The organism is Sediminibacterium goheungense (genome assembly GCF_004361915.1).
Taxonomy (GTDB): domain Bacteria; phylum Bacteroidota; class Bacteroidia; order Chitinophagales; family Chitinophagaceae; genus Sediminibacterium; species Sediminibacterium goheungense.
The window spans coordinates 86,056-100,579 of sequence record NZ_SNWP01000012.1 but is presented as its reverse complement, the minus strand read 5'-3'; the positions used below and the strand labels follow the sequence as shown (position 1 = coordinate 100,579).

Here is a 14,524-nt window from a genome sequence, read left to right as displayed (position 1 = left end):
TAATTTGGGATGCCCAATTTAAACGATTATGCGTTTGATAGCAATACCATTGTTCATTTTCTTTTCACTGGGGTCTGCCGCCCAATGTGTTAGTTTTAAGCTTACATCGAAGCGGGATACGATCAACTGCACAGACAAAAACGGACTCAAACAGGGTCGCTGGAAAGTGGAAGTGCCTCCTATCAGGGGTGAGCGTGGCTATGAGGAAGAAGGGCAGTTTGTTAATGGAAAAAAAGAAGGTGCCTGGCGTCGTTTTAACCTCATGGGTGATATGATAGCCATTGAAAATTATCGCTGGGGGCTCAAGGACGGAACCAGTAAATACTTTACTATAACTGGCTTAGAGCGTGAAGAGGGATGGCGTGCCATGAACCCGGCCAGACAGTTTGACACCGTAGATGTACAGGATGTAAATGACCCCACCAAGGTAGAACAGGTGATTGTAAAAGTAACCGGTAACGCCCTTAAACATGGCCGCTGGCGTTTTTATGATCCCGTTACCGGACAAATTATACGCACAGAAAACTGGTTCCTCGATCAGTTTGTTGAACCCGGAAAAGAACCCGGCAATCCGGAAAAAACCGTAAAACGAGCGGACAGCACGTCGGTGAAAAAGGACAGCGCATCGGTAAAGAATAAGCCCAAAGAAGTGCTTGACTTTGAAAAAAAGAACTCCGGCAAGAAAAAAACCAAAATAAGGGATGGAAGAACAGGAGGATAGAACGAAACCATAGGTTTCAAGCTGCAAGCTTCAAGCCACAAGCTTCAAGGAAAATAAGTACTGCACAAGACACTTGTAGCTTGAAGCTTGAACCTTTCCCCCAGGCAACCTTTCCCCTACACCTCTCGTATTCCAGATATAATTCGTAGATTAACGGAGAGGAATTCACTAACATACTGCCACATTTTGCTTCGTGAGACTGTTCAAATAATGACCCTGATTAACGGTTGTTGTAATAACGACCGTAACTGTCAGCGTATGCTGTACCAGTGGCTATTTGATTATGCCCTGAAAATCAGTTACCGTTATATACACCAGCAGGAAGAAGCGGAGGAAATGGTTCATGAGGCATTTATCAAACTTTTCAAAAATATCCACCGTTTTGAGGCCAACAGAGACGGCGATACCGAGGCCCTGCTGAAAGGCTGGTTCAAACGGATTATTGTAAATACCTGTATTGATCAGTTGAGAAAAGTGCAGCTGAACATTATCAGTATGGATCAGCACCCGGAACAGGATATCTATGCTGACAAGCAGGAATCGGGATTGGATAAAATGGCTTATGATGAAATTATTGAAGCCATCAGGCAGTTGACACCGGTTTACAGAACCGTGTTCAACCTTTTTGTGATAGAAGGACTGAGCCATGATGAAATTGCCAAAACACTCGACATCAGTGTGGGTGCTTCCAAATCGAATTTATCGAAAGCCAAAAGCAACCTGAGAAAAATGATTGCAGAACGAAGCGGAATAAAAAACTATGTCTGACCTGAACAACGATAACAGGCTCGAGCAACTGAGCCGCAAGGCTGCCGATGCATATACAGCACCGGGTGGGGCTTCGTGGGAGAAGATGGAAGCGGCGTTGGATAAAGTGATGCCCGTTGAAGAAAAGAAAAGAAGACCCTTTATTTTCTGGTGGCTGCTACCATTTTTATTACTGGCAGGTGCAGGCATACTGTATACCCTATGGCCGGAGCCTGCCGCTATTTCCTCAACAGCACCAGCTTCTGCAAAAAATAAAACTGACAAGCCGGAAAAAAATACCAGTACTGCAACAGAACAAGAGCCAGACAACAACACAGCCATTACGAAGGAAAATATATCCAATATTAACAGCAACAACGTAAGCAAAACTGTAGCGGCTGTTATTCCTGTTGTCAAAAAGCAAAAGTACATCAGTACTACTGCAACGGCTGTAACATCCAATCGGGGTTCATTACAGGTAACCGATAAAAACACAGAACAGGTAAAAGAAGCAGCCCCAAAACAAGCAACGGTGCAGACTGTCACAGCGGTTGTGCCAGCCACCGAACCTGTTGCCACAACAAATACGACAACTGTTAACAGCATCCGCCCCACGATCGATTCAGGCAGCAAACAAACAACTGACCGTATCATTGAAAAAACAGATACAGCCACACAAGTGCCCCTTACCGATACTTTGGAAACACGTAATGATATTGTAAAAAAAGAAAAAGCTAAAGAAAGCAAGTTCAGCTTTGCATTCCTGGCAGGTATGGATGCCAGTACCGTAAAATTTACATACACCGGTAAGTCGGGTATTAATGCAGGCGTAATACTGGGTTATCATTTTAATGAAAGTTGGTCTTTACATACGGGCATAATCTATACAAAGAAAAACTATGCAGTAGCAGGCGAAGATTTTCATGCACCGAAAAACAGTTGGATAGCCAATTATAAACTCACCAAAGTGGAAGGCTTTTGTAATATGTGGGAATTACCATTACTGGTTCGCTACCAGTTTAAGCCAGGCAGCAAGCGCAGCTTCTTTGTGAGCAGTGGTATTTCTTCTTATTTCATGACAAGAGAAAATTACGATTACTCTTATTACTGGAACGGGCAACCGGTAACCCGCAATAGTAATTACCCAAATGGCAATACACATTTATTATCGATACTCAGGCTCTCAGCAGGCTGGAGAAAAAATATAGGTCCCGGTGCTAGTGTACTGATAGAACCCTATGCAGCTTTGCCTTTAAGAGGTGTTGGGTTTGGCAGTATCAGACTTAGCAGTTTTGGCTTAAATTTTTCTTTACAACTCAGACAACCTTCAGAAAAGAAATAACGTATATAGGTTTAAATATCTAAAACCAATTTATGAAGCAGATACGTAAATCAGCAATTGTTATTCTATCCATGGCAACCACCGCCATCGTTGTAGTGGCCTGTAGTAAGGGAGGTGATTCCCCATCACCCAATCCACCAGCCGGTAGTAGCTGTGCCTCAAAAAATATTGTGGTGAATGCCACCACTACCAATGCAGCTGGTTGTACCGGCGGCACCATTACCGTATCTGCAAGTGGCAGTACGAATTTTACCTATAATATCGATGGTGGGACTTTTCAATCCTCAGCTTCCTTCAGTAATGTAAGTGCGGGTGACCATACCATCATTGCAAAAGATGGCGAAGGCTGTACCAAATCGGCAACCGTAACAGTAGCTGCTAACGCAAGCGGACCTTTATTCGCAGCGGTGAAAGCGGTGATTGTTGCCAACTGTAATAGCTGTCATACAGGCGCTGCTGCACAGGGTGGACAAAATTTTGGTAGCGATTGTAATATTGTGAATGCTGCTGCGCGCATTAAAGCAAGAGCAGTAGATGGCAATCCATCCTTTATGCCACAGGGCGGACAATTGAATGCAACAGATAAACAAAAAATTACTAACTGGGTTGCTGCAGGTGGTAAATATAGTGACTGATAACGAGGCCACTGTAAACAATCAATGCAGTACGAAGCAACCTTGGCAGGAGGTTGCTTTTTTTATTTGCAGGTGTTGAGGTATTCATAAAATGAACCCCAGGTTTACAGAAAGTGAAACACGGAGGTGTATTCCGTAAAATAATTATCCTTCGTATTTCATTCTTTTCTTCCTGTAATGCTGTGTTAAAAGAATCAATACCCTGCCTGGGTGAACATTCTTTTGAAATAGAAGAAATGATAGTCTACACTATTGGCCCAGTAATTACGGGTATGTCCTCCTTCCCTTTCAATGTATTCATGGGAGATTTTCATGTTCACCAGTTTTTCATGCAGCTTGCGGTTTACGGCCAGAAAAAAATCATCCACACCACAATCAATCATCAGGTTCAGTTGTCCCTTACCCAACAGATCCACCATATTAATTACGGAGTAAGCATCCCAGTTGGCAGGACTTGTCTGTAAATCGCCCAGTATATTTTTCAACTGCCAGTTATTGGGGAAAGGACGCAGGTCTACCCCACCACAAATACTACCTACATTGGCAAAAAGATCAGGATGTTTGATACCCAGGTAAAGCGCACCATGTCCGCCCATACTATAACCTGAAATGGCCCTTGCCTTTTTATCGGCTATGGTTGCATAGTTGGCATCTATATAAGGCACCAGTTCTTCAGCAATATAGCTATCATATTTTACGGATGTATCTACCGGGCTGTTGATATACCAGCTATTGAAACCACCATCCGGACAAACCACAATCAGTCCCAGTTCATCTGCAGATTTTTTAATGGAGGGTACATCTTTTATCCAGGAACGGTAATTAGCGCTGTGCCCATGCAACAGGTATACAACCGGATATTTTTTTCCGCTTTTCGCATCATAGCCCTGTGGGGTAATCACAACGGCCTTGATATTTTTATGCATCACCTTACTGTGAACATCAATGGTATCAACCGTTGACGCAGTAACCGTACAATTCAGTATCCATACAAAACAGGTACAGAAAAAAAGCTGGAGGAGGGTATTCTTTTTCATGGTAACAATATTAATAAAAAAAGCCGTCCAGCCTGAGGCTGGACGGCTAACAACACTTTTATATCGATTAATTTTTCTTCTGCTGTGCATTCTGCATCGGATTCACACCCTGTGATTGTCCGCGGGCAGCACCACCCATTTTAAACAGCTGGAACTTGGTAGGCTCGGCTGCAGAGGGCCATGTATTATTGCCTTCATTGATATCGGCTGTTTCACGCATAGGATCCTGCTTAATGCTTACCGCTTTTTTCTTCGTCATGAAAACGCGTGTTACCTTGTTTTCATTCTTTCTCCAGATCTGTGCAGATAAACGTTGTGTTTCTTTGGTGCCATCTTCAAAAGTAAACTCTACAATCAATGGCATTACCAGACCTCCCTTATTGCTGAAAGTTACTTCATACAGGTGCATGTCTTTGTATTTAGCTTTCTCGGCTTCTGATAAAACTTCGGGGGTACCAAAAGAAGGCATCGGCACTTTGGTAACTGAATCATAAGGTTCTAAACCACGTGCGTATCTCCAGTAAAAATCACGTAAAGAAGTATCGGCATCGGTCTGGAATACAATACTCTTATCTTCACGGTTTCTGATTTTTGAAATGTCTTCAAACGCATTCACCAATGGTTTGTCGATCGAAAGCATGCGTGGGCTTCCACCAGTTCTTGCCTGTGGTACAGCATTGGCATCGAATACGGCATAACGAACGGTATCAATGGCAATATCGCAAGGCTCAATACCATAGAACCAACCTCTCCAGAACCAGTCAAGATCAACCGCACTGGCATCTTCCATGGTACGGAACAGATCTGCAGGTGTTGGGTGCTTGAAAGCCCAACGGCGTGCATATTCACGGAAAGCAAAGTCGAACAGCTCTCTGCCCATAATGGTTTCACGCAGAATATTTAAACCGGTAGCTGGTTTAGCATAGGCATTTGGACCAAACTGAATGATGTTCTCACTATTGGTCATAATAGGTTCCAGTTGTTCCTTGGGAGATTTCATATAATCTACAATGCCCCAGGCCGGCCCACGACGAGAAGGGAACTTGTTATCCCACAACTCTTCTGCCAGGTATTCCACAAAAGTGTTCAAACCCTCATCCATCCATGACCACTGACGCTCATCACTGTTCACAATCATCGGGAAGAAGTTATGTCCTACTTCATGGATGATCACACCAATCATACCATTCTTGGTAGCTTCACTGTAAGTACCATCAGGATTGGTGCGTCCGTAGTTGAAACAGATCATTGGATATTCCATACCATTGGCAGCTTCAATACTTTGTGCCACAGGGTATGGGTATGGGATAGAGAATTTAGAATAAGACTTAATGGTATGCGCCACTATTTTGGTTGAATATTTTCTATACAGACCATAGGCTTCTTTACCATAACCACTCATACACATAATCTTCTTGCCCTCAACATAGGCAGGCATCGCATCCCAAACATATTTGCGGCTTGAAGTCCATGCAAAGTCACGAACATTGTCTGCTTTATAGATCCAGGTTTTCTTTTGTGTGCTTTTGCCCTGCTCTGCTTTTTTGGCTTCTTCAAGGGTTACAATTTCAACAGGCTCTGTAGCCGTTTGTGCTTTTGCCCAACGTGCCTGTTGTGCAGGTGTTAATACCTGTGCATAGTTCTGGCACTCACCGGTACTCAGTACCACATGGTCTGCTGGTACGGTAATCTGTACGGTATAGTTACCAAAAGTGAGGGCGAACTCTCCTCTTCCGGTAAACTGATGATTCTGCCATCCCTGAAAATCGCTGTATACACAGAGACGAGGAAACCACTGTGCCATGGTAAACAGGTGATTCCCATCTACCAGTTCATAACCACCACGACCATTTTTCACCATACGGTCAGAAATTTTATAGCTCCAGTCGAGATTGAATACAAATTTCTGTCCGGGCTTTAAAGCTGCAGGCAGGTCGATACGCATCATGGTGCGGTTGATGGTATATTTCAGTGCCTTACCTGTTGCATCGGTAAGCTTGCTGATGATATGGCCATAACCATTATCCGTTTTACGTTCTTCAAGGGCATCGAGTGCATTGGCTGATACCTGACGGAGTGAGGATGGATCATCATAACCCGCATTTTTCTGCGAATTGTGTTCATTCTCATCGAGCTGCAACCAGATATAAGTAAGCATATCCGGAGAGTTATTATAGTAGGTAACGGTTTCGATTCCCTTTAATTTCAGGTTCGCTTCATCCAGTTCACATTTAATGTTGTAATCGGCACGCTGCTGCCAGTATTTAGGGCCCGGCGCACCACTTGCAGTACGGTATTCATTCGGGGTTGGCAGAATGGTACCCAGTTGCTCAAACCTGTTGCCATGATTGGATGTAGGGTTGTTCATGATATTCTGTGCCTGCACAGCCATCATGCATACTGACCCCAGTGCCAGTAAAGCCAATTTTCTCATCGTTTGTTTTTTTAGTAAGGAACTCTTTCTAATGCCATTAAAAGTGCTACAGCAAAAGCGCCGCCGCTGATATACAGCATAAACTCCCTGCGGTTGCACTTAAAAAGATTGACGAATATAAATGAAATGATCAACATAGCCAGTACAATCACCAACTGACCCGCTTCCAACCCCACATTAAAGGAAAACAGCTCCCATATCACGGAAGAATTCTTTCCCAGCATACTTTTCAGGTAATTACTGAATCCCAGGCCATGTATTAAACCAAAAAATAATGCGAAGAAATAAATCAGCGGGAACCGGGTATTGAAACTGAATTTCTTTACCGCATAATTGCTGAGGGCCGTAATAACGATGGTAACCGGTATCAGAAACTCTATCCAGCTTACCGAGTAATTCACCATATTCAACACACTGAGTGCCAGGGTAACAGAATGACCGATGGTAAATGCTGTAACCAGTACCAGTAATTTCTTCCAGTCGGCAAACTGGTAACGGATAGCCAGCGCCACGATAAATAAGATATGATCCACACCCAGGTTACGGCTCACAATATGCTCAAAACCTACCTGGAAATACGTCAGAAACTGATCCATAAATGAATTGCAAATTTATTGTGACATTTGCAGCGTTATAAAGCCGCATTTAAAATGGTAAATATACTGATTCAATGGATGCTTACAGGAATGCTGACGGTGGTACACCCTTTTTTTATGTCGGTGATTGATATTAACCACAATGCCAAAGATGCCAGTATAGAAATCAGCGTACGTGTATTCAGCGACGATCTTGAAAAGACACTTGAAAAATACAGCAAACAACAGCTCGATATCCTAAGTCCTAAAGACAAACCAGTCATTGAAAAACAATTACTGGCTTATATGACTGAGCACCTGAAATTAAACGTGAATGGTAAACCCGTCCGCTTTACATTGGTGGGTTATGAGCAACAGATGGAAAGTACCTGGTGCTATTTTGAAATTGAAAAACAGCCGGTGGTGAACCAGGTAGCGGTTGACTGTAGTTTTTTATATGATTATGAAACCAATCAGGTGAACATTGTACATGTAAAATCAAAGGGCGTACAAAAAACCCACAAACTCGATTACCCAAGGCGGGATATCTCTTTTTCTTTCTAAATTAGCCTGCGGTGACGTGAACAATCCAACACAGAGAACATGAGTACGCAGGGATAGCCGCAGGGCTTTATTCGCTTAAGGAAACGAGGATTTTATCGATGCGGTGCTGATCCATGTCTACGATTTCGAATTTGAACATTTTCCAGTCGAGGGTATCCCCTGTTACCGGTATTTTTTCCAGTTCATGGATAATAAAGCCTGCCAGTGTATCGAAATCGCGGTCGCCTTCCATCATCCATTCTGTTTTATCGAAATGGGTCAGAAAATCGTAAAAAGGAATCTGTGCATCAACCAGGAAGCTGCCATCGGCCCGCTCAGTAATTTCATAGGCTTCATCTTCTTCCTGTGGAATATCGCCTACAATGGCTTCAAGGATGTCATTCAGCGTAATCAGTCCCAGCACCGAACCATATTCATCCACAATAAAACAATGATGAATTTTGGTTTGCTTGAATTTTTCCAGCACCTGATAGGCTGTATTGTTTTCAGGAACATACATGGCATCCTTCATCAGGTCGCTGATGCTGCTGCCGGGTTCGGCGGCAAATAAATCTTTTAAGGATACCACGCCTTTAATATGGTCAATATCTTTTTCACAAACCGGGTAAACGGAGTGCATGTTCTCCATCACTTCATCGCGAACAACCAGCACCGTATCATCTACTTCAAGCCATACAATATCGCTGCGGTGTGTCATTAAAGAAGTGATGTTACGATCGCTGAGGTGAAATACACGTTCAATGATTTCCTGCTCAGCTTCTTCTATGGTTCCCTGCTCAGTTCCCTCACTAATGATGGCTTTGATTTCTTCTTCTGTTACCTGGTTATCATTCGGCTTCATATTCAGCAGGCGGATGATAACATGTGATGATTTACTCAATAACCAGATAAATGGATAGGTAATCCAGGAAACAATACGCATGGGACCCGCTACCGATTTAGCAATACCTTCCGGATTGCTCAGTCCGATTCTTTTTGGCACCAGCTCGCCCAGTACCAATGATAAATAGGTTACGATGATCACAATGATGATAGTAGCAATGGTACCTGCATAATCACTGTTGATCTGATACCCTTCCAGCCAGGCTTTTAAGGGTTCCTTAAAAGTATCACCGGAATAAATACCCGTTAACACGCCCACCAGCGTAATACCAATTTGTATGGTAGATAAAAAAGTATCTGGATGATTGGCCAGTTCCAGTGCCCTCCGGGCATCTACATCGCCTTTGGCTGCCTGTGCTTCCAAACGGGCCTTACGTGCCGAGACCAGTGCTATTTCAGCCATGGAAAAAAAACCATTCAGTATAATCAAACCCAGTATGATGAGTACTTCAGTCATAATTTTTTACATTTCTAAGGTTGCCCGTTCAGCACAACCAGCACATAGGGTACCGTTTCTTTTGACCTTGTTTGAGGGTTTAGAAAAGGCAGGCTGAGCATGCTTACCCCATAATATGCTCCCTCAAATATAGTATTCAGCTTGGGAAAGCGTTGTTGAAGCGCGGAAAGACTTTCTTTTCTGGTGATGAGTATATCGCCAGACTGTAGAGAAAGACTATCTGTTTTACGCTGAAAAATATGCTTACCATAAAAATGAAGGGCCCTGCTTTCATCGATATTGTACAATATCACCCGCTCTTTACGGATCTTTTTTTCATCCAGTACTTTGGCTACCGTATTACCAAACTGGTATTGAAGCAGGTGCGGATAAAACCCAGTTGCCAGACAAAGGTTTACACCTATAACAGTAAGCAGTGCCATCCGCATGAGCTTGGGTAAACTACCACCGGGTTTGAAAAGTACCCAGCCATAGAGCAACAAACCAAATATACTGATCAGCTTCACCAGCCAATGTATTTCAGGGAAGGGCCATACCATTAAGACAATGGCAGCCGCCCATAATAACAGAAAGATAACTGTATGTATCCAGAAAAGTACCCTTGTTAACCGTGGGTATTTTTTCTCAAACAACAAAGTATAAACTGCTCTGGCTGTGGTGATGGCGGCCAGTGGCAGTACCACAAAAATATAATGCGGCAATTGTGCCTGACTTCTCGCCAGGATACAATAGGTGATGATAAAACCGCCGGCACTGATCCATTCTTCTTCTTTACCGATCCTGCATTTCTGTTGTATGAGCTGACGAATAACGAGCCATAATCCCACCAGAAAAAAGAGAATCCAGGGAAGAAAGCTCCAGAGCATATTCTCCAGCAAAAAAGTAAAGTGATTCATTTCATTGAATACATTTTCGCCGGTATAACGACCAAAGCTTTGTGTCCAGTAGTAAAAACGCAATCCTGATTGTATGGCCCTGCCATGAAATACCTTGCCGGGTTCCAAATCGAACTGCTGGTAGAGTCCGATACTCATGGGTATGAGTAATATAGCCACAATGAGCAGCCCCGGAATGTATTGCCACCTGAAGAATTGCTTCCACTCCCTTCTCAACATAAAATGTGGTACGAAGGCAAATACCGGTATCATCAATGCGATGGGCCCCTTTGTCATCATGCCCCCCGCAATGGCTGCGAAAGCAAGGAAAAAATGCTTCCATTGATTCGTCTCGTACCATGCGGCGAGTTGCCAGAGGCTAAACATGACCCATCCTAACAGCATGGTATCGCAACGCACATCATGCACCATTAAAAATACCGCCTGCGAAGAAGCCAGTATGATTGCGGCCAGCTGTGCAATGGTTCGTTGGTAAAATAATAAAGTGAATTGATAGGTTGCATAAATACCCAGTAATAACATAAGTACCGAGGGTAAACGGTATGCCCAGTCGAATACACCAAAAAAACTGAGACTGAGTGAGGACAACCAGAACAACATAGGAGGCTTGTCGAGGTAATCGAACCCGAGATCATACAGTTTCAGGTACGATCCGTTTTCCATCATTTCGCGGCTCATCGATGCATACTGCGCTGCATCAATATCAATCACAGGAATCTGCCACATGGAAATGATGTAGACGACCACACAGGCTGAAAGGACAAAGCCAAATAAACGATTATTCATGAGAAGAAGATAAAGAAGGCTGATCAATCCGGATCGGCCCGATTTTCTGATTGTAATACCTGGCAGTAAGCGCACCTATACCGGTGCCCAGCAGGGCTCCCACCAATACATCAACAGGGTAATGCACCCCTACATATACCTGCGAATAACTAATGGTAGCGGCCCATAACAATAACCAGCGGCTCCATTTACCCATAAAATGCCGGGTAGTAAGAAACACAAATACCGCAAAACCAAAATGATTGGTAGCATGTGAGGAAGTAAAACTAAAACCACCTGAACAATGTTCCAGTAAGAGTCTCATTTTTCCCACCAGGGCTTCTTCATTGCAGGGTCTGATACGCGCTACCCATTTTTTAATCAGCGAACTGCTGGCCTGGTCGGTGAGGGTTACATTGATGATGGCAAATAAAATCCAGGTCCACCCCTGTTTGCCAAAATTCATAATGGCAAAAATGATCAGGAAAAAATACAGCGGCACCCATAATTCAGAATCGCGCCAAAGCGGTAATACCGTATCCAGTATGGGATGGGTAAATACGGTATTGATTTTCAGGAACAACCAGGTATCGAATGCGACTACCTGATCGATTATCCTTTGAAAAAAAGTCTCCAGCAATAAGTTATGGACCATTGTAGCGTAAAGGTACTATAAGCCCAAGGGTTTACAAAAGGAGATAGATAAAGTTTTAACACGAAAAACTTGCAGGAATAGAACAAATTGCGTATTTTTCTATTATGAAAAACTTACTGCTGTTGGGCAGTGCCCTGCTGGCTACCATGGCATCTTTTGCCCAGATCAAAAAAGAGTCTGATGAACCTTTGAATCTGTCACAATACTGGAAAAACCAGCAGAAAAATGATGCTTCATCACAACCCTACCTTCAGCTTTTCAAAAAGAAAGAGCCGGTTGCACAACAGTTAACTATGGCTGATATACTTCCGTTGCTGAAAGAAGCGGACATGAAAAACAACATGCCCGTTTTGTATCCGGATAGCGACTATGTCTTTAATATGCCCGGCACCCATGCATTTGACCCTACAAAAGTGAAAGGGGGTGTTTTTTTCATCAAGCCCCAGGTGGAAAAAGTGGTTCCTAAGAAAGATTAATAACCCTCTTGTGGCAATGACCTGATCTTCACTGCAGAGAATGCGATGGTGCGGAGTTTTTGCAGCGTTAATTTTTTCTGGCAATAATAATCATACGTGGTGAGCGGCGCACGTCGTAACGGCCGAGTTGATAATCGCCAAACACTTCCTGCACCTGCATACCCTGATAGGCCATCATATCGGTAAAGTCGCCCAAAGAAAATTTTGCCACACGCTCCGTAAATAGATGTTGCGGACTTTTATGAGCAGGATCCGTTACCTGTATCTGTTTAAAAAAATGTTCTTCGTCCTGCCATTTGGTGATATGAAAAGTAACATCTCCTATCTGGCTTGTAAAAGATTTTTCCAGGTTATCTTCCGCATAATGCACATTGAGATAGTCGATGATAAAATAACCTTCATGCTGTAAACTCTGCGCAATGGTTCTGATGGCATTATCATGCTCACGACGGGTTCTGAAATACCCGAAACTGGTAAAGAAATTAAAAGCGTAATCGTAATAGTTTACCCGGAAAGGTAAACGCATATCGTGCTGGTAAAAATAAAGTTTATCTGTTTCATCTTCTTTGGCTGCTGCAATGGATGCTGCAGATAAATCAATACCGGTTACATCAAAACCCATTTCTGCCAAAGCTTTGCTATGCCGGCCCTTTCCACAGGCCACATCGAGCATGAGGGCCCCGGCTTTGGGTTTGAGATAGCCAATCAGCGTGTCTATAAATGCCAAAGCCTCACGATCATCCCTGTGCTGGTACAACAAATGATAATAATGAGAGTTAAACCAATCCTTAAACCACGCTTTATCCGGCATAAAAACACTTTGTTGGCACAAAATTACACTAAGCAACCTTACAAAAAATTTGAATTATGTTTGCAGCCGTTAAAAACCCCTGTCATGGCATTGATTAAAAGTATCTCAGGCATTCGCGGAACCATTGGCGGCAAACCCGGTGAAACATTGAGCCCTCTCGACGTTGTTCGTTTTACAGCTGCTTATGGCACCTGGCTATTACAACAGTCGGGGAGTAATAAAAAAATTGTAATCGGACGCGATGGACGCATCAGTGGTGAAATGGTACAAAGACTGGTAGTAAGTACACTCAATGCACTCGGACTGGATGTGGTGGATCTTGGTTTGAGCACCACCCCTACGGTTGAAATGGCGGTTGTATTTGAAAAAGCAGCAGGCGGTATTATACTTACTGCGAGCCATAACCCCAAAGAATGGAACGCCTTAAAACTTCTCAATGAAAAAGGCGAATTTATCAGTGGTGCCGACGGTGCTGCCATGCTTGAGATTGCCGCCAAAGATGAATTTGAATTTGCCCCGGTAGATAAACTGGGTACTTATACAGTGAACGATCAGGCCTTACAGCAACATATAGATGCCGTATTGGCTTACCCGCTGGTAGATGTGGCTGCTATTAAAAAAGCTAAATTCAGCGTGGTATTGGATGCCATCAATAGTACCGGCGCTATTGCTGTTCCTGCTTTGCTGAAATTACTGGGCGTAAAAGTAACGGTACTGAATGCAGAAGTAAATGGCCGCTTTGCACACAATCCCGAACCCTTACCCGAACACCTGCGTGAATTGTGCAATGAAGTGGTCAAGCAAAATGCCCACCTGGGTATTGCCGTGGATCCTGATGTGGACCGCCTTTGTTTTGTTTGTGAAGACGGTTCATTGTTTGGTGAAGAATATACGCTGGTAGCCGTAGCCGACTATGTTTTACAAAACAGAAAAGGTAATACGGTTAGTAATATGTCGTCTACCCGTGCCCTGAAAGATGTAACCGTAAAACATGGTGGCACTTATACCCCCAGTGCGGTAGGTGAAGTGAACGTAGTAACCAAAATGAAAGCGGTAAATGCCGTGATCGGAGGTGAAGGAAACGGCGGTATCATTGTTCCCGACCTGCATTACGGACGTGATGCCCTCATTGGCATTGCCTTGTTCCTGACCCATCTTGCCAATGAAAAGAAATCGGCGAAACAACTCAGAAATACCTATCCGGATTATTTCATGAGCAAAAATAAAATTGAACTGACTGCAGGCTTCGACCTGAAGAAGATCTTCGAACACATCAAGAAGAAATATAAAAATCATCCCATCAATACAGAAGACGGATTGAAAATTGAATTTGAAACCGATTGGGTTCATCTACGCACCAGCAATACAGAGCCCATCATCCGCATTTATGCAGAAAGTAATTCAGAAACCGTTGCCGCTAATATTGCGGGGAAGTTGATTAAGGATATTCAGGAAGTGATGTAGTGTGAATGGTGAATGGTCAATGGTCAATGGTGAATGAGAAGGGGTGAGTAGTGAATAGTGAGT

General features: G+C 43.4%; 14 protein-coding genes. 7 read left to right on the top strand and 7 right to left on the bottom strand.

The window, feature by feature from the left end:
* The first annotated feature begins 28 nt into the window (after window positions 1–28).
* The 4 genes from BC659_RS12955 to BC659_RS12940 all read left to right on the top strand — a co-directional run bounded on the left by BC659_RS12955 (window position 29) and on the right by BC659_RS12940 (window position 3,445).
* A complete protein-coding gene (locus BC659_RS12955; protein WP_133475220.1) occupies window positions 29–721 on the top strand; it encodes a toxin-antitoxin system YwqK family antitoxin in 693 nt (230 codons plus the stop codon).
* A 210-nt stretch (window positions 722–931) separates the two neighbouring features.
* Window positions 932–1,489, top strand: coding sequence for an RNA polymerase sigma factor (locus BC659_RS12950; protein WP_133475219.1), 558 nt, complete (start codon window positions 932–934; stop codon window positions 1,487–1,489).
* Window positions 1,482–2,810: a porin family protein gene (locus BC659_RS12945; protein WP_133475218.1), complete on the top strand. Its 1,329-nt coding sequence runs from the start codon at window positions 1,482–1,484 to the stop codon at window positions 2,808–2,810. Before BC659_RS12950 ends, BC659_RS12945 begins: the two co-directional genes overlap by 8 nt.
* A 32-nt stretch (window positions 2,811–2,842) precedes the next feature.
* Entirely contained in the window at window positions 2,843–3,445 is a 603-nt protein-coding gene (locus BC659_RS12940) for a c-type cytochrome (RefSeq protein ID WP_133475217.1), read from the top strand.
* A gap of 194 nt (window positions 3,446–3,639) precedes the next feature.
* Here the strand turns inward: BC659_RS12940 and BC659_RS12935 are convergent, their stop codons facing one another.
* The 3 genes from BC659_RS12935 to BC659_RS12925 all read right to left on the bottom strand — a co-directional run bounded on the left by BC659_RS12935 (window position 3,640) and on the right by BC659_RS12925 (window position 7,512).
* Window positions 3,640–4,482, bottom strand: a complete 843-nt coding sequence (locus BC659_RS12935) for an alpha/beta hydrolase (RefSeq protein WP_133475216.1) — start codon at window positions 4,480–4,482, stop codon at window positions 3,640–3,642.
* Between the two features lie 67 nt (window positions 4,483–4,549).
* Window positions 4,550–6,916, bottom strand: a complete 2,367-nt coding sequence (locus BC659_RS12930) for a M1 family metallopeptidase (protein WP_133475215.1) — start codon at window positions 6,914–6,916, stop codon at window positions 4,550–4,552.
* Between the two features lie 11 nt (window positions 6,917–6,927).
* Entirely contained in the window at window positions 6,928–7,512 is a 585-nt protein-coding gene (locus BC659_RS12925) for a HupE/UreJ family protein (RefSeq protein ID WP_133475214.1), read from the bottom strand.
* A gap of 27 nt (window positions 7,513–7,539) precedes the next feature.
* Here BC659_RS12925 and BC659_RS12920 point away from each other — a divergent pair, with 27 nt between their 5' ends.
* A complete protein-coding gene (locus BC659_RS12920; protein WP_133475213.1) occupies window positions 7,540–8,055 on the top strand; it encodes a DUF6702 family protein in 516 nt (171 codons plus the stop codon).
* A gap of 67 nt (window positions 8,056–8,122) precedes the next feature.
* Here the strand turns inward: BC659_RS12920 and BC659_RS12915 are convergent, their stop codons facing one another.
* Genes BC659_RS12915 through BC659_RS12905 form a run of 3 tightly spaced genes read right to left on the bottom strand, consistent with a single transcriptional unit; the run spans window position 8,123 to window position 11,710 of the window.
* Window positions 8,123–9,394, bottom strand: coding sequence for a hemolysin family protein (locus BC659_RS12915; protein WP_133475212.1), 1,272 nt, complete (start codon window positions 9,392–9,394; stop codon window positions 8,123–8,125).
* A gap of 14 nt (window positions 9,395–9,408) precedes the next feature.
* Window positions 9,409–11,076: a glycosyltransferase family 39 protein gene (locus BC659_RS12910; protein ID WP_133475211.1), complete on the bottom strand. Its 1,668-nt coding sequence runs from the start codon at window positions 11,074–11,076 to the stop codon at window positions 9,409–9,411.
* Entirely contained in the window at window positions 11,069–11,710 is a 642-nt protein-coding gene (locus BC659_RS12905; protein WP_133475210.1) for a phosphatase PAP2 family protein, read from the bottom strand. Before BC659_RS12905 ends, BC659_RS12910 begins: the two co-directional genes overlap by 8 nt.
* 104 nt (window positions 11,711–11,814) lie before the next feature.
* On the opposite strand from BC659_RS12905, the gene BC659_RS12900 reads away from it, so the two are divergent.
* Window positions 11,815–12,186, top strand: a complete 372-nt coding sequence (locus BC659_RS12900; RefSeq protein WP_133475209.1) for a hypothetical protein — start codon at window positions 11,815–11,817, stop codon at window positions 12,184–12,186.
* Between the two features lie 67 nt (window positions 12,187–12,253).
* Here the strand turns inward: BC659_RS12900 and BC659_RS12895 are convergent, their stop codons facing one another.
* Complete coding sequence (locus BC659_RS12895; RefSeq protein ID WP_133475208.1) at window positions 12,254–12,997, bottom strand: class I SAM-dependent methyltransferase; 744 nt, start codon at window positions 12,995–12,997, stop codon at window positions 12,254–12,256.
* 84 nt (window positions 12,998–13,081) lie between these two features.
* On the opposite strand from BC659_RS12895, the gene glmM reads away from it, so the two are divergent.
* Window positions 13,082–14,461, top strand: coding sequence for a phosphoglucosamine mutase (glmM, locus tag BC659_RS12890; RefSeq protein ID WP_133475207.1), 1,380 nt, complete (start codon window positions 13,082–13,084; stop codon window positions 14,459–14,461).
* The last annotated feature ends 63 nt before the right edge of the window (window positions 14,462–14,524 follow it).